We start from the raw sequence: 17,161 nt of genomic DNA, 5'->3' as shown, positions 1-17,161 counted from the left end.
TCTACTAATATCTCTATCGATGGATAGAAAAATCATTCGCCTTTGCCTATTAGTCGTGAGTTGTAGTGCGGTGGGACTGGTTGTGGGAGGTACTGCTGCTCAAGCAGAATTGAATCAGTGTTTAGGTGTTGCGACACCGACCGATGAATGCTTGTTGCAAGATCCCATGGTTAAAACGGTCGAAGGTATGGGAATGGGTTTATTAGCGGGCGTTGGTGCTTCGGTTGGCGCAGTCTGGCAGATTTGGCGAAATAAGTAGGTGGGATCGTCATTTGTCATTTGTCATTCGTCATACTCGCTACCCTTGAGAAGCAAGCTACGTCATTCGTAAGGGTTGAAGGAATAGACAACTACATAAGGCTTGCTGCACATCAGTTTATTCGTGCAGTGTGTCTTTTCCTCCTACCCCTATAAAATAGGCAAAAAGCAGATATTAACCTTAGAGCCTTCTGCCTTTTGCCTTCTATCTTATTTTTTTGTTAGGCGGATTTCTGAGTGACTAAACCCCAGATGAAGATCAACAGCAAGGCACCGAGAACGGCAAAGATAATACTGCCAATACTCAGAGCGCCTGAAGCGGCAGCGGCGGCTCCGGACGAGCCTAACAAGAGTTTACCCAGAAACCCTCCAAGTAAAGCACCGAGAATTCCTAAGCCAATGGTGGCAAAGATTCCACCGCCTTGATGTCCCGGATAAATGAGTTTCGCGATCGCGCCTGCAATTAGACCTAATACGAGCCAAGCAATAATATTCATAGAATTCTCTCCTTAATGTAATCTTTATTGTTGTGTCTATGCCTCTATTAGGTTCAGCCTATCAATTTACTGTGACTCTTCGCTTCTACCTAATTAAATAAATTAACTCTGTCTAAATCAGTATTGATGATTATCCGAAGATGTAGAGACGTAGCATGCTACGTCTCTACACCCAAATTAATTCTTTCCCAGCTTCCCCTGCTTCCCCAGCTCCCCCTGCTTCCCCAGCTTCCCCAGCTCCCCCAGCTCCCCCAGCTCCCCCTGCTTTTCCTATCGTTTGAGCGCAACTCGGTATTAGTGGAGGCGCTTGCGTTTTAATCCAACCCAGCCTAAGGAACTAAACAGTAACAAACCGAGTACAGAACTGGGTTCGGGTACGCTTTCAACTTCAAAGACACTCACGGTGCCACTGGTTTCATTGGCAGTAACCACCAAGGGATTACCATTGGGACTATCGTTAGCCGCAATAAACAGCAACCCTTCTAGCCCCAAATCACCAACAGCAGCTAACTGTTCATCTGTCGGATCAGGATCTCCTTCCTCATCTAAATTAAATTCAACGGAGAAGTCGCGGTTGTTGACATAATCGAGGAAGAAGGGGTTAAACGGATCAGTGATGTCATAACTGATAATTCCACCGATGCGTTCCAAACCAATAAAGGCAATGGTGCGACCAAAGAGTTCAGCAATCGTCACCGCTTGAGGTTCAGGTCCCTTATCATCACTGCGATCATCAAATAGGTTAAGTTCGTCGTCGGAGTTGAATAACTCTGGGAGAAACTCGGCTGTAATCTGTTCAAACGCATCCCCACTGTCAAAGATGAGTTCGCCGTCTGTATCAAAAATCGAGAATGAACGTCCGCCAAAGGTATACAGTTCGTCAAAGTCCCCATCGCCGTCTGTATCCCCTAGAGTATTGGTCACTTTTAAACGACCTAGATTTTCATCCTTTTGCAGTTCTTCGGCATTGGGGAAAGCCTCTGGGTCAAGCAGTAAGTCGCCTACCCTCACCTCTTCACTAAAAAAGTCAAAGTCTCGGCTGTCACCTTCGTTAGCGGTAACCAGATAGGTTTGACCATCTACAAGATAGGAGGCAATCCCGTCGGGTTGGTACATCCCGAACAGGTTATCGTAATTCGCGATATTGATCGCACCGTCTTCATCGCTGGCGTCTAAGGCATTCGGTGGCACGCTATAATCTTTGAAACCTAACCCGATCACTTTCTCTACCTGACCACTGGCGATATCAACCACCGCGATCGCATTATTTTCTTGCAGGGTAACATAAGCTTTTGTGGAATCCTGGGACACGGTCACAAATTCAGGTTCCAGGTTTTGAGAGGGGTTATCAGCGTTGGGTCCAAACAGGCGAACGTTTGACGGTAGGGAAACATTATTAAAGTTAGCCGTGGTTACGCTAAAATCCGTCAGGTCAATGATGCTAACAGAACCCTCTGGATCAGTATCTGAGTAATCATCACTCAACTCCCCTTCGTTAGCCACAATAATCTTGGTGCCATCTGGGGTGAAGGTGAGTGAGTCCGGGACTGAACCAACCGAAACGGGGTCATGTAGGGAATTCCCTTCTGAGTCAAAGAACAACACAAAACCGGGATTTTGCGGCATCTCATTGGTGACAGAGACAGCAAATCGACCGTTGTTATAGCTGACGCTGTTGGGTGACCCAAATTCAGAAACGTCGATGGGATCGAACAACGACGACGGCTCCATCGGATTGCTAATATCAAGGATATTAATCTGCTTTTGACCGGAACTGGTTACGAACAACCGTTGAGTGATCGGATCATACGCCGTTTGTTCGGCGGTGCTGTCCGCAAAAATTCCTGTCGAGAATGAACCAATAGGTTCCAGTTTCAAATTAATCGCGGCGGCTGGTGTCGCCACCATACCGAGTAAGACGGCTGACTGTAGGGTTGACTGAACTATACTCGGCATTCGATGAATGAGTGAATTTTGACGCCTAGACATGGGTGATGAACCTCCTGATTCGGATATAGTCGATAGCGATAAGTGAGAGGGTAGGTATAATTAATCCCAAGAAGTTACGTTTTGTAAAGCAACATTGCCGTTGATTTGGGTAAGAAGGGCTGATGTTTTTACACTTCTTAATATATTCAAGCTAAATGAACACTTGCCAGGGACAGAACTACATATCAACAATTCCTACCCAACGCTACAGAGCAATTTGTTTACAAAAATTAACTTTAAAAGTCGAGTCAAACTACCTAGTGATGTGATGCACTCCTTATTTAGCATGGTCTTACACAAATAAGGAAGAGTTCTGGGACAGGTTCATCAACTCTTTAACAAAAACCCGAAAAAACTTCACGGAATCTTTATGAACAAATTTGTCAAAATTTGATATGTATTCAGCAAACTGACAAAATAATCTTAAAGACAAAGCGGTATCCCCATACCTAGAAACTGGAGACGCCTTTCGAGTCTAAACAGACAAGAAAAGCTGAGGCGAAACAACTGCACGGTTATCAACGACAATTTGTGATTATTGAGAGTTTAAACAAATGTTGCCAAAATTTTTGAAAGAGGTTGTCCTGCTGGGTTTGTTCACCACCCTCGTAAGTTGTGGTTCTACCGAAGAGAACAGCTTATCACAAACGCCAACATCGACGCCAACCCCTCAATCCACCGCTACTGGAACCCTTGTCCTTGCCGACGTTAACAAAAATGCCGCTGCCAAGCTAGAGAATTTCCAGCCCATGGCGGATTACCTAGCCGCCCGCTTGGAAAAATTTGACATTGGTGTGGGTGAGGTGAAAGTTGCCCCTGACTTAGATACAATGGCAAGCCTGCTCAAAGAAGGCAAAGTCGATATCTACGTTGACAGTCCCTACCCCGCGATGATTGTCAGCGATAAATCGGGAGCCCAACCCATCCTGCGCCGCTGGAAGGATGGCAAGGGTGAATATTATGGGGTGATCTTTACCTTGGCAGAAAGCGAGATTGACTCCTTAGCGGATCTCAAAGGAAAAATGCTCGCCTTTGAAGAACCTGTGTCAACCTCCGGCTATTTTTTACCCCTGAATACCCTGCTGGACGCCGATTTGAAGATGGTCGAAAAAGGCTCACAAAACGAAGCCGTCGCCCCCGATGAGGTGGGATATATTTACAGCGGTGATGATGAAAATACGATCCAATGGGTACTGAGTGGCGAAGTTGCAGCAGGGGCGGCGGATTACTCATTTTTGGAAGAAATCCCCGCAGAAAGCCGCCAAGCGCTGAAAATTCTGGCTGAAACCCAGAAAATTTCTCGCCATCTGGTCATCGTCAGACCCGGTATGGACCCGGAATTGGTACAACAGATTAAGACGGTGTTAATGGAAATGGATCAGACACCTGAAGGGAAAGAGGTACTCACCACCTTTGAGGAAACCGCCAAGTTTGACGAGTTTCCCGTTGAAACCAGTCTCGATAAAATGCGCCAGTTGTATGAACAGGTGGAGAAAAAATAAGGGGTAGAGGCTGTCCTGAACGACAATTTGCCCAGATGTACCAGCCAGGAAGCAACAGTTATCGGAATAAGGGGAGGAAGATAAGTGGCATGGCTAGATTCAACCCAAAAAAAGGTTCACTAGCCACCAAAATAACGTTGGCGATGACCACATTAGTGATTGTGGCGGTCGCCAGCGTTACCATGTTATCCCTACGCCGTCAGCAGGAAACCTTTCGGGATGAACTAGAACAACAGGCTGACCTATTGCTAGATACCTTAGTCGTCGCCACCCAAGATTCGCTCTACTTTCTCGATGTGTCTTATATGAAGGAACTCATGGAAGAGTTGGGCAAGGATCAGGTATTAGTGGCAGGTCAGATTTATGACAAAGATGGACGGGTGCTAGCGGATGCCTATAGCCGCAATGTTTTAGCGTATGGGGTCAAACCTGATCCCTTAGGCAAAGAACTGGTAGAAAGCAATGAAACAGTGTTTAAATGGCAGTCTGACCAACTCCTTGCGGGTAAAGCCGTCGTTTTGGGGCGTCAGCGGCTTGGGGCAGTTCGTGTCGGGATTTCCACAGCACCGCTGAAGGCAAAGATGGCGGCGGTACGAAATGAAGGGATTGCCATGGGACTGGCGGCGGCGATGGTGGGTACATTAGTAGCACTACTGCTAAGCCGTTCGATTACCGAACCCTTAAAGCAGATGACCGCCGCCACCCAGCGTCTGGCGAAAGGGGATCTGAGTCATAAAATTGTCATTGACAGCAGTGACGAATTGGCAGTTTTAGCGGGTGCCTTTAACAGCATGACCGACCAACTGCGAAACCTAATCGAAAGTTTGGAACAGCAGACTGAAGATTTACGACACAGTGAAGCCAAAAATCGTGCCTTGTTGAATGCAATTCCCGATTTAATGTTTCGGTTTAGCCAAGATGGGATCTTTCTGGATTTTAAAGCACCAAAAGGAGAGTCTTACCTACAATCATCTGAAACCTGGGTGGGTCAACCTGTCTCTGAGGTTTTACCCCAAGAGGTGGCTACATTATGTTTAGAGTATGTCGAGCGAACGTTAAAGACTCAAGATATCCAAATTTTTGAGTATGAGTTGTTTGTGGAGGATCATCGCCGAAATTTTGAAGCACGGTTGGTGGTCAGTGGTGAACAAGAAGTTTTAGCGATTGTTCGGGATATTACAGATGCGAAATTCGTCCAAATTGAATTGCAACAGGCAAAAGAAGAAGCGGAAGCGGCTAATCGGGCGAAGAGTGCCTTTCTTGCTAGTATGAGTCATGAATTAAGAACGCCTTTGAATGGTATCCTCGGCTTAAGTGAGTTACTCCGGGAGGATGCCGAGGATTTAGGGTATACCGATTTTGTCCCGGATCTCCAGCAGATTTACGACTCTGGACTCCATCTTTTGAATCTGATTACCGATATTCTGGACATTTCTAAAATTGAAGCCGGGAAGATGAGCCTCTATCTGGAAAGCTTCGATATCTCTACTTTAATTGTTGAAGTTCAGAAGACGGTACAACCCCTAATCAAGAAAAAGACGAATACTATAGAGGTTCATGGCGCGGCGTCCCTTGGCACAATGTATGCTGACCGAACTAAGGTTAAGCAGTTGCTATTAAACCTAATTAGCAACTCCGCCAAATTCACGGAGAATGGCACGATTGTACTGAGTGTTACTCGTGAAAGTGAAAATGAGGGAAATGGTAACTCGAAAGGGGACGATAAAATGCTACTGGTGAATGGGGAATTGTCTGTGGTTTCATCGGCAACCCTCGACAGGGCTTCAATGCCTGATGCTGGGGCTTCAATGCCTGATGTTGGGAATGACGACCAAACCTCTGATTGGATTATTTTTTCGGTCTCCGATACGGGTATTGGTATGACTCCAGAGCAGGCAGCCAAGATATTTCAGCCGTTTGTCCAAGCCGATGATTCGACTACGAAAAAGTACGGAGGTACGGGTCTAGGATTGGCGATTTGCCAACGGTTCTGTGAGATGATGGGCGGTAATATTACGGTGGAAAGTGAGGTTGGTGTTGGCTCGACGTTTAGCTTTTACCTACCAGCTAAGGTCAAAGATCCGAAGCCGGAAAAAGTCTCTTCATCACAATTAGGTGGATAAAATTACAGTTAACGACGGGGATGGTCATTGGTCATTGGTCATTGGTCATTTGTCATTTGTCATTGGTTATTTGTCATTTGTCATTTGTCATTTGTCATTTGTCATTTGTCATTTGTCATTTGTCATTTGTCATTTGTCATTTGTCATTTGTCATTTGTCATTTGTCATTTGTCATTTGTCATTTGTCATTTGTCATTGGTTATTTGTGGACAAACACCGTAGGGGCGACCCGCTGCACAAATGAACACGACCCACCTATTAATTTTATCGGGTCGCCCTGCATCAGGTATCGGGAATTATCCTGCATCCGGTATCAGGAATTAGTTGAACTTATTCCCTGTTCCCTACCCTCACCACAACACTTATTCAGCAACCCCTAAGTAATTAATCCAGAACGGAGTGCATGGACTGCGGCTTGGGTGCGGTCATCAACGCAGAGCTTATTCAGAATATTGCGGACATGGGTTTTTACTGTGCCTACCGTAATATAAAGCTTCTCCGCGATCGCGGCATTACTGGCTCCTGCCACAATTAACTCAAGTACCTCTAATTCCCGTTCAGTTAAAGGATAGGCTTCGATGACTTGTTCGTACTCTGGACCTACCCCATCAATCTTGACAGTTCGATCTTGATTCGCCGCCATTTCAGAGGATGGATCTCGTTTTACCTGTCGTAAAACAATACTGGCAATCGCTGGATCAATCCAGGCGTTCCCTTCCTGGGTTACTTCTAACGCCTCGACAAGCTGTTCAATTTCAATATCCTTCATGCAATAGGAATCGGCTCCAGCCGCAAAAGCAGCCAGTACCGCATCTTCACTATCATGCATGGTTAAGATGAGAACCCTTGTTTCTGGCTCCTGGGTATCTGTATGGCTACTCTTGAACTTGCGAGTCAAATCAATGCCATCCATATCCGGTAAACCGATATCCACAATAGCGACATCGGGTTTTAGGCTTTCCAGCAGCTTCAATCCTTGAGTCGCATTCGCCGCTTCTCCGACGACTTCAATTCCATCCTGTTCTTGTAAAGCGGCTTGTAAACCCATCCGCGTAAGGTTATGGTCTTCAATCAGGACGACACGCATAGGACTCACCATCAATGTTTCAGAACTCAAATTCGTTTGATCTTGGTCATTGAGAGATGTAGGACTGTTTGACTCCTTCTCTCGGATCTGGGTAATTTTCATCATATATTGTTTTGTATGCCAGCTTGGGCAGGGGTTTGGGAACCAAAGGGGTTTCTGACTCAAATCAGCCTAGCCTAATCCATCTCGATTACTCTTCCCTCGCTAGTGCGACGCGGCAATAAAGATAATCAACACTATGGCAGATCCGTGGCAGATGTACATCTATCAATAGTATCAAGCCGTTTCAGTTGAGCCAAAAATTTGGCAGCAAAGAGACTGTCCAGTGATTATGCCTATGGACTGAGACGGAAACCATAGCTATGAGCATACAATCTAAGACAAAGGTTGGACTGTCTTCAATGCCAGCTTAGGCAAACTCACTTCCAGGAATAAGCTGCAACCTCCATTAAGTCAGTTGTGCGTTAGGTCAATAGCCTTGACGCACCAGTTGCCATTTTCCCTGGGATACACCAGTGAGCTTGATGCTGACGTTGGTGATGAAGAAACCCTCAAATTCTGCTCGTTGATGAAAGAAATGCTCAATATTCTGCTCGTTGATGATGAGGACATCGATCGCTTAGCTGTGCGTCAGGCTCTGGATGCCACGGGGTTGTCAATCAATTATGTTGAAGCCTGTGACTATAATAGCGCGATCGCTCTCATTGACCGTGAGACATTTGACTGTGTCTTTCTGGATTACTGTCTCCCCGACAAAGATGGATTAAGCCTGGTGCAGGATTTGCGAAAGGCTGGCGTCAAGATTCCCTTGGTGGTAATCACCGCTCACGGTAATGAGCAAGTCGCCGTGGCGCTGATGAAAGCTGGGGCGTCAGACTACCTGTCTCAGGATAAGGTTTCACCGACAAGTTTAGGACGGATTCTGCAAAACGCGATTCGCATCTACCAAGCTGAACAGCAGGTGGAACTAGCTCATCAGCAGTTGCGCCAGACGAATGAACAGCTAGTCCGGCAAAATCAAGAATTAGCCCAACAACGGCAACAAATTCAACATCAAAATTTAAAATTAAAAGAACTCACTAAACTTAAATCGCAGTTTTTAGCTACGACGTCCCATGAATTGCGGACGCCGATGAATGTGATTATCGGCTTTGCTCAAATGCTCCTACTCCAACGCCATGGATCACTGACATCATCACAATTAAAGATGGTGCAATGTATCTTAAAAAATGGCAACCATCTGTTGTCACTCTTAAGTGAAGTCTTAGATTTTGCTCAAATTGAAGCCGGGGCTTTGGAACTTAAGGCTGAAGAATTTAATATCGATCAAGTGGTCAATTCCACGGTTAATGATGTTCGTCCCTTGGCACTCCAGAAAGGGTTAGACTTATCGATAAAAATCCAACTTGAAAATCACTTAGTTATCAACGATCGCTCTCGTTTGCACAAGGTCTTAAAACACCTGCTCATGAATGCGATTAAATTTACCAAATCTGGGTCGATCTGGGTCAATGTATACGAGGTTGAATCGCAACGACTGATCATTGACGTTGAGGATACGGGAATTGGTCTGTCTCAAGCCGAATTAAACTATATTTTTGAAGCCTTCCGCCAAGTTGATCAGACCATAGCCCGCCAATACCCCGGAACAGGACTAGGATTAGCAATGACCAAATCCTTAGTTCAATTGATGCAGGGCAAGATTACGGTAGAAAGTCAAGTGGGAGAAGGGTCAATTTTTCGCGTCGAATTGCCGCGTTATATTTCTTATTCGGGGAAGTTGACAGAAATTAAAGTACCTGCCTATAATTAAATTTTTTAAAACGTTTGGAGTTACAATGCTTTTCAAGTATAAATAGATAAAAAATGAATCTACCTGAGCCAAAAATAGAGCGAATTCTGGCAGTTGATGATGCGCCAGACAATTTATTCCTAATGCAAACCATCTTAGAAACTGAAGGATATGACCTCAGTTTAGTTGAAGATGGATATTCCGCATTATCAATCGTTGAAAAATCACCTCCTGATTTAATCTTGCTGGATGTAATGATGCCCCAAATGGATGGTTATGAGGTGACTCGGCGGATTCGTCAAAATAGCAGTTTGCCCTTTATCCCCATTTTGCTGATCACTGCTTATGAACAGTCGAGTGCGATTGAAGGACTCGATGCGGGGGCGGATGATTTTATTCGCAAACCTGTGGATGTGGGCGAGTTATTAGCGCGAGTGCGATCGCTACTGCGACTTAAGCATAGTATTGATGAACAAGTGCGACTGGCGCGTCAGCGAGAGGATTTCGTCTCTCGTCTCACCCACGATTTGCGGACTCCCTTAGTCGCGGCTGATCGGATGCTGAGTTTATTGAAACGGGGAAGCTTTGGACAGCTTCCTGATTCAGCCGTGGAAGCCGTCGCTTCTATCCAACAAAGCAACCAACATTTAGTCCAGATGGTGAATACGGTGTTGGAAGTTTATCGCCACGATGCTGGGTCTAAAGACTTAACGTTTGTTTCAATAAATCCTCAGGAAATGATTAAGGAAGTCGTTCAAGAACTGACTCCCTTAGCTGAGGAAAAAGGATTAGCGTTAAGGCTGAATGTAGAAGAGTGCGCTAATTCATCTAATTCAGACAATTGTCTGGTGATGGGCGATCGGCTCGAACTCCGCCGCGTATTCACTAATCTAATTGGCAATGCGGTCAAGTTTACGGAACAAGGATCGGTCGATGTTGATTTAGGTTTAGGTTTAGAATCGCATTCCACAAACTCGGCAGATGGTCAACCCCCTTTGGTGGCAATTTCTATTCAAGATACGGGATCAGGTATTCGTCCAGAAGATCTTGCCACTCTGTTCAAGCGATTTCGCCAAGGAAAGCATAAGCGATCGGGGAGTGGTTTGGGATTATACTTGTCTCGTCGGATTGTAGAAGCTCATCAGGGTAGGATTGAAGTCGAGAGTGAGTTGGGCAAAGGTAGTTTATTTACGGTTTATTTGCCCGCACAAACGTGAAGGGAACAGGGAAAGCTGGGGAGGCTGGGGAAGCTGGGGGAGCAGAGGGAGCGATGTAGAGACGTGCCATGGCACGTCTGGGAGCTGGGGGAGATAAGCTAAGACGCATTTAAATTGTGTAGTGTATTCCCTTTTGCCTGTGACACACCGAGCGTGTTACTGAGCGAAGCCGAAGTAAGTCGAGGTAAGTCGAGGTGTTGCCTGTTGCCTTCCTTGGGATTGAGGTAAGCTGTCATGCATTTAAATTGGGTATTAGTAGCGAGCAAGATGCTCGCACTACCATCCTTTCGTCATTATTGACATTAAGGTTTAAATGCCGAACAGCTTATCCCAGTCTAAATGCCGAACAGCTTAGGAAAATCCTAACTTTTAGGGTAACAACTATTTTTAGTCTTACCTCCGTGTAATACAGCCGAAGAATTGTAAAACAGGGCTTTTTCGTGGCAACTGTATTACACCGTATGGGTAAATTTTGTCATTTTTCTAGAATTGTGCGGAAATCGATCAATGAGTCCTGTATTTTCTTTACAGGAAGAATTATTTTCATCCCAACCCATTAGAGATACTATAGGATTCCTTGGGAAAAATCAATCGAGGAGTCCCAACTTGGCATTTGTCTAGGAAGACAGAGATTTATTCAATTTAGCGATACTTTAGGGATACTTAAGTTTTTGGTAAAAAAGGAAGTAGCTTTTCGCTTTGATGATGCAACGCCAGAAAACCTGATTAATCAAATCGACGAGTTTATACAGTGTTATCTATGTAGGTGATCCTTATCCCATGTTACTGCCAACCATTACCCGTCAGCTTGTCAAAGGCGCTAAACGCAGTCAAAAGATGCCATTGCGCGTGGTTTTGGTGGTTCCCTTTCTGCTCCAGATCTTTGCGGCGGTAGGGTTGACTGGATATCTCTCCTTTCGCAATGGACAACAGGCGGTTGACAATCTGGTTACGCAGTTACAGACCGAGGTTAGCGATCGCATCGTACAACATGTTGATAGTTACATCGAAACGCCTCATCTGGTCAACCATGTTCTCGCCAATGCCGTGCGTCGGGGTCAGGTGCAGCCTCAGGATCAGCCCAGTGAGCGCTATTTGTGGCAACTCATACAGATTACCCAGTCTATTAATACCATTCAGTTTGGCAGCGAGCAAGGAGAGTATATTGGCGCAGGCTATACCGAGGATAGCCGCTTACTGCTGAAAGTTGCCGATCAATCAACCAATTATAACTTTCATACCTACACAACCGACAGCCAAGGAAATCGGCAGCAACTGTTAGATAGTCGCGCCAATTATGACCCTCGCATCCGCCCCTGGTATCAAGAAGCTGCCTTTAAAGGTAAAACAGTTTGGAGTCCTATTTATGTCATGTTTAGCCATTCTCGGTTAGGGATTACCCTAGCTGAACCCGTATTTGGCGACAAGGATAAATTATTAGGCGTGGTTGGTACTGATATTTTATTATCTGAAATTAGTAAATTCCTCAACAGCTTAAGAATTGGTCAAACGGGACAAGCCTTTATTATTGAACGATCTGGATTACTGGTTGCCAGTTCCACATCAGAACAGCGATTTATTCAGGATGGCGATAAAACCCAACGCCTATTTGCTACTCATAGCCGCGATCCATTAATTCAATTAACGGCGCAGTATTTAAACCAAAACGTTGATACCTTAAACCAGATTAATCAAAGCCAAAAGCTATCCTTTAACCTAAACCGCGATCGCTATTATTTACAAGTCACTCCTTTCCAGGATAATCACGGCTTAGAGTGGTTGATTGTGGTGGCGGTACCGGAAGCGGATTTCATGGAACAAATCCATGCCAATACCCGCACCACGATTAGCTTATGCTTCGCGGCATTTGTTGTGGCAACAGGGTTAGGAATCTTCACCGCCAGATGGATTACCCAGCCGATTACCCAGTTAAGCATAGCGGCGGCGAAAATTGCCCAGGGCAAATTTAACCAACAGGTAAAAGTCGATAGCAAAATTCCGGTTCGGGTGCATGAACTCGAAATTTTAGCTCAATCCTTTAATCAAATGAGTCAACAGTTATACTCCTTCTTTACCGCCCTAGAAAAAAATCAAGCCGAGTTAGAGTCACGAGTTGAGCAACGCACCGCCGCCTTACGCCTGTCTGAAGAAAAGTTTGCTCTGGCTTTTCGCTCATCTCCGAACCCAATTACGATTACCACTCTGGCAGAGGGAACCTTTATTGAGGTAAATGAAAGCTTTCTCAAGATTACCGGATATGACCTAGAGGATGTGATTGCTCATACCTCCATTGAACTCAATTTTTGGGTTAAACCCCAAGAACGAAGCCGAATCCGTAGCCTATTACAAAAGACAGGCGCTATTCGGGATCAAGAATTTCATTTTTATACTAAATCGGGTCAAGTTAGAACGGGATTGTTATCGGCAGAATTAATTACAATTGGCGAAGAAGAATGCATACTGGCGGTAATTAATGATATCACTGAACGCAAACAGGCTGAACAACGAGTTGAGTTACTGCTGACAATTAGCCAAGCGATTAATGCCGCCCCCGATTTTCAAGCTGCCTTAGAAATTGCCCTGCATCAAGTGTGTCAAACTACAGGCTGGATTTATGGCGAAGTCTGGATTCCGGCGACAGACGGAATGGCATTAGAATGTAGCCATCGTTGGTATTACAAACAGACCGGACTTGATCCAGAGGTTATCACCGCCCTGGAACAATTCCGAGAGTATAGTGAAGCCCTAACATTTTTACCCAAAGAAGAAATACCGGGACGGGTTTGGTGTCATGGTGAACCGGAATGGATTAGTGATATTGCTACCGAATCCGATGATGTTTTCTTGCGACTCAAATTGGCAACAGACTGTGGGTTAAAATCAGCCTTTGCTGTACCCATTGTTGCCCCAGCGACGCCGCAAACCTCTGCCCCGGTTTTAGCGGTATTGGTGTTTTTTATGGCAGAAGAACACCAAAATGATGAAAATTGGATTGAGTTGGTGTCTGTCGTATCGGCGCAGTTGGGTCCAGTGATGCAGCAGAAGAAAGCCGAGGCGGAAATGAAGGCACTTTTTGCCGCGATGACGGATATGGTTCTGGTGGTGGATGCGTCGGGTCGTTGTTTGAAGGTAGCACCGACTAATAAAGGAAAATGGTGTAAATCGCCGGGGGACATATTGGGAACAACGCTGTTGGAATATTTCGATTCCAGTCAGGTAGATTTTATTCTCAATAGTATTCGAGAGGCGTTGTTAACTCAAGCTACGGTAAATATCGAGTATTGCATCAATCTGGCAGGAGAGGATATTTGGTTTGCGGCGAATTTGTCACCGCTTTCCGATGATTCGGTGATTTGGGTGGCGCGTGATATTACCGATCGCAAACAGGCAGAGGTGGCATTACGGTTAGAACAAGAAAAATCGGAACAATTATTACTGAATATTTTGCCTGAACTAATTGCGGAACGGCTGAAACAAGACCAATCAGCGATTGCGGAACATTTTGATGATGTGACAATTCTGTTTGCGGATATTGTCGGGTTTACGCCGCTATCGGCGCGGTTAAAACCGATTGAATTAGTAAATTTACTCAATCAGATGTTTTCCACATTTGACCAGTTGGCAGAACGTCATGGTTTGGAGAAAATTAAAACCATTGGTGATGCGTATATGGTGGTTGGCGGATTACCCCAGCCGAGGGGAGATCATGCAGACGCGATCGCGCAGATGGCGTTGGATATGCAGCAGGCGATTACTCAGTTTCAAGCCGAACACAGTGAGTCATTGCAAATTCGCATTGGAATTAATACTGGATCAGTGGTGGCGGGGGTGATTGGGATTAGAAAATTTATCTATGACTTGTGGGGAGATGCGGTGAATGTCGCCTCGCGGATGGAATCGTCGGGAGAACCGGGAAAAATACAAGTCACAGAGACGACATACCAGAGATTACAGGACAAATTCCAGTTTCAGGAACGAGGTGCGATCGCGGTTAAAGGGCGCGGCGAGATGACAACCTATTGGCTAATGGGAAAATGTTGAGTGTTGGTTGACCCTTCACGACCTTCGAGGACATGATGGTAGGGGCGGGTTTAGGGACATCCGTGTCAACTTAAGCTCAACCCCTCACCCCCAGCCCCTCACCCCCAGCCCCTCTCCCAAGCTTGGGAGAGGGGAGCAAGAGGGGAGCAAGAGGGGAGCAAGAGGGGAGCAAGAAAATCCGGTTCCCCTTCTCCCGTGCAACAAAAGTTGTAGAGACGTGCCATGGCACGTCTCTACATTGCTTCGTGCTTTCTCGCCAAGATCCTGATACCCTAAATTTCAGGGATAAATTGACCCTTGCCGATCGCAGGACACCAAGAGCATGACTAGCAAACCCAAAATTATCGTTTTGGATGATGACCCCACCGGTTCCCAAACCGTTCACAGTTGCTTGCTGCTGACGCGATGGGATGTGCAGACGCTGCGCTTAGGACTAGCAGATGCTTCGCCGATTTTCTTTGTCCTGACGAATACACGGGCGTTAACCCCAGAGGAAGCCGCCACAGTCACCTGTGAGGTTTGCCATAATCTAAAAATTGCCATAGAAACTGAAGGAATCGACGATTTTCTTGTCGTCAGTCGCTCTGATTCCACTCTACGCGGACATTATCCCGTGGAAACCGATGTAATTACCCAAGAAGTGGGACCCTTCGATGCTCATTTCTTAGTTCCTGCATTCTTTGAAGGGGGACGAGTAACTCGCGACAGTATTCATTACCTGATGGTGGATGGCGTCCCCACACCCGTCCATGAAACTGAATTTGCCCGTGATTCGGTATTTGGCTATCACCACAGCTATTTACCCGATTATGTGGAAGAAAAGACCAACGGAAGGATTAAAGCCGAAAACGTTGAGCGATTTGTCCTCTCCGATATTCGCCAAGGAAGTTTAGAACGCCTCCTCAACTTAAGTGGGAATCAATGTGGTGTGGTTGATGGGGAAACTCAAGCCGATTTAGATAAATTCGCCGCCGATGTCCTCAGCGCCGCCGCCCAAGGGAAACGGTTCTTATTTCGTTCTGCTGCCAGTATCTTAACCTCGCTGGCGAGTCTGGGCGCTCAACCCGTCCCGCCAGAGAATATGGCACAATATGTCAGAGAAGGGAAACCGGGCGTTGTGTTAGTGGGTTCTCATGTTAAAAAGACCACCCAACAGCTTGAACAACTCCTGAAACTCTCCGATATTGTCGGCGTTGAGGTGGATGTTAGTCATTTACTTGAAGAGTCAGCATCCCAACGGGATTCACTCTTAGCCAAAGTTGTCGCCGCCGTTGACGAGATTCACAACTCGAATAAAACAGCCGCCATTTATACCAGTCGAGAGGAATTAGTCTTTAAAGACGTGCAAACTCGGTTAAACTTTGGCGCAGCAGTTTCGGCATTATTAATGGATATTGTTCGAGACTTACCCAAAGATATTGGCTTTTTAATTAGTAAGGGCGGGATTACCTCAAATGATGTTTTAAGTACAGGATTAGACTTAAGATCTGCCCGGTTACTGGGTCAAATTATTCCTGGCTGTTCTGTAGTGCGAACCCCATCTGATCATCCTCAGTTTCCGGATTTGCCTGTGGTACTGTTTCCCGGCAATGTCGGAGATGCAGATGGGTTAGTTACTGTTTATCAGCGTTTTTGCTGATCGTCCGTCATTTGGGTTCGTAGTAGGCACGAAGCGTGCCATAAGCGCTGAAGCGCTGACTACAAACTCTAAAGTCAGTAACATTTAACTTAAGAGGGTTGAGTTGATTTCCACCAACCGACTTAATGCAGCAAGCCCTACCTGCTGAATACAACTGCAAGATAAAAAGCTAGACGATGGCACGACAAGTTTTCCTATTCCTTTTGACTCCTTCCCTGTTCCCTAAGTCATAAACCTTCTCCCCTCTGCCTTGGAGTCTTCTGGCTTTTGCTACGATAGCAGTAAAATAGAGACGTAGATCACAAAGGAGAACTCATTATAGTCACGCCGGATGGTGGTTTAAGTTACCTCTAAAGCAGATTAAATTCACCGAAAACTAGGACTGTTCTCAATTAATCCTCCAGCCAAATACCTGAAGATTAACTATATTGAATTTATCAGGTAAAGAAGATTATGCAATCCTCTGATCGAAATATCCTTAACCCAAACCAATCCTCGGCGTCAGCTAGAAAGCAAGAGTTGTTTAAGAAACTAGAACGAATACGAATGGCACCCGATCGCCTGCTGGAGGAGTATGCGGCGGGCGAACGGGATTATCGAGGATTTAACCTCAGCAACTTAGAGTTAAACGGCGTAGATCTCCAGAGAATTAACTTGAGTCAGGCAAACCTAGAAGGGATTGTCTTAGAAAAAGCTACGTTGACACGGGCAAACTTCAGTCGAGCCAACTTATGTGGGGCGAATTTACGCCGAGCGGATTTGATTTGGGCAAATTTACATGGTGCTAACCTACGAGGGGCAAATCTGAGAGGAGCTGATTTAAGCGGCGCTGATTTGAGTGGTGCAGATTTGACCGATGCTGATTTAGGCGGAGCCATACTACCCGACGGAACGATTGTTTTAACCAGTGAACAGTCAAGTCTCTTATGTGGTAAGCTGCGAAAATTGCCACTCAAACCGTCTAAATAATCCCCAAGAGAGAGGCTGAGTAGGACGCGATCGCACACGATAAGATC

At 45.7% G+C, this 17,161-nt stretch carries 11 protein-coding genes; 8 read left to right on the top strand and 3 right to left on the bottom strand.

Going from position 1 to position 17,161, the window contains the following annotated elements:
- Positions 1–19 precede the first annotated feature (19 nt).
- Positions 20–259: a hypothetical protein gene (locus RIG66_RS08465; RefSeq protein ID WP_446377033.1), complete on the top strand. Its 240-nt coding sequence runs from the start codon at positions 20–22 to the stop codon at positions 257–259.
- A 220-nt stretch (positions 260–479) separates the two neighbouring features.
- Here the strand turns inward: RIG66_RS08465 and RIG66_RS08460 are convergent, their stop codons facing one another.
- Both RIG66_RS08460 and RIG66_RS08455 read right to left on the bottom strand, forming a co-directional pair.
- Positions 480–755 (bottom strand): GlsB/YeaQ/YmgE family stress response membrane protein, encoded by a 276-nt coding sequence (locus RIG66_RS08460; protein ID WP_446377031.1) that lies wholly within the window; start codon positions 753–755, stop codon positions 480–482.
- 294 nt (positions 756–1,049) lie between these two features.
- Positions 1,050–2,744 carry a choice-of-anchor I family protein gene (locus RIG66_RS08455; RefSeq protein ID WP_446377029.1) on the bottom strand — a complete coding sequence of 565 codons (1,695 nt, stop codon included), beginning with the start codon at positions 2,742–2,744 and terminating at the stop codon, positions 1,050–1,052.
- A gap of 554 nt (positions 2,745–3,298) precedes the next feature.
- On the opposite strand from RIG66_RS08455, the gene RIG66_RS08450 reads away from it, so the two are divergent.
- Both RIG66_RS08450 and RIG66_RS08445 read left to right on the top strand, forming a co-directional pair.
- Positions 3,299–4,246: a phosphate/phosphite/phosphonate ABC transporter substrate-binding protein gene (locus tag RIG66_RS08450; protein WP_446377027.1), complete on the top strand. Its 948-nt coding sequence runs from the start codon at positions 3,299–3,301 to the stop codon at positions 4,244–4,246.
- Between the two features lie 89 nt (positions 4,247–4,335).
- Positions 4,336–6,369 carry an ATP-binding protein gene (locus RIG66_RS08445; RefSeq protein WP_446377025.1) on the top strand — a complete coding sequence of 678 codons (2,034 nt, stop codon included), beginning with the start codon at positions 4,336–4,338 and terminating at the stop codon, positions 6,367–6,369.
- Between the two features lie 376 nt (positions 6,370–6,745).
- On the opposite strand, the gene RIG66_RS08440 is transcribed toward RIG66_RS08445, so the two are convergent.
- Positions 6,746–7,465, bottom strand: coding sequence for a response regulator (locus RIG66_RS08440; protein ID WP_446377088.1), 720 nt, complete (start codon positions 7,463–7,465; stop codon positions 6,746–6,748).
- 469 nt (positions 7,466–7,934) lie between these two features.
- Here RIG66_RS08440 and RIG66_RS08435 point away from each other — a divergent pair, with 469 nt between their 5' ends.
- From RIG66_RS08435 to RIG66_RS08415, 5 genes are all read left to right on the top strand, one after another.
- A complete protein-coding gene (locus tag RIG66_RS08435; protein ID WP_446377023.1) occupies positions 7,935–9,269 on the top strand; it encodes an ATP-binding protein in 1,335 nt (444 codons plus the stop codon).
- Positions 9,270–9,322: 53 nt separating this feature from the next.
- Positions 9,323–10,465 carry a sensor histidine kinase gene (locus RIG66_RS08430; protein ID WP_446377021.1) on the top strand — a complete coding sequence of 381 codons (1,143 nt, stop codon included), beginning with the start codon at positions 9,323–9,325 and terminating at the stop codon, positions 10,463–10,465.
- Between the two features lie 780 nt (positions 10,466–11,245).
- Entirely contained in the window at positions 11,246–14,506 is a 3,261-nt protein-coding gene (locus tag RIG66_RS08425; RefSeq protein ID WP_446377019.1) for an adenylate/guanylate cyclase domain-containing protein, read from the top strand.
- A gap of 322 nt (positions 14,507–14,828) precedes the next feature.
- Positions 14,829–16,145 carry a four-carbon acid sugar kinase family protein gene (locus tag RIG66_RS08420; RefSeq protein ID WP_446377017.1) on the top strand — a complete coding sequence of 439 codons (1,317 nt, stop codon included), beginning with the start codon at positions 14,829–14,831 and terminating at the stop codon, positions 16,143–16,145.
- Positions 16,146–16,598: 453 nt separating this feature from the next.
- Positions 16,599–17,114 carry a pentapeptide repeat-containing protein gene (locus RIG66_RS08415; RefSeq protein ID WP_446377015.1) on the top strand — a complete coding sequence of 172 codons (516 nt, stop codon included), beginning with the start codon at positions 16,599–16,601 and terminating at the stop codon, positions 17,112–17,114.
- Positions 17,115–17,161 lie beyond the last annotated feature (47 nt).

The organism is Coleofasciculus sp. E2-BRE-01 (assembly GCF_040221695.1).
Classification (GTDB): Bacteria; Cyanobacteriota; Cyanobacteriia; order Cyanobacteriales; family Coleofasciculaceae; genus Coleofasciculus.
The sequence above is the reverse complement of the archived record's forward strand: the minus strand, read 5'-3'. Positions and strand labels throughout refer to the sequence as shown.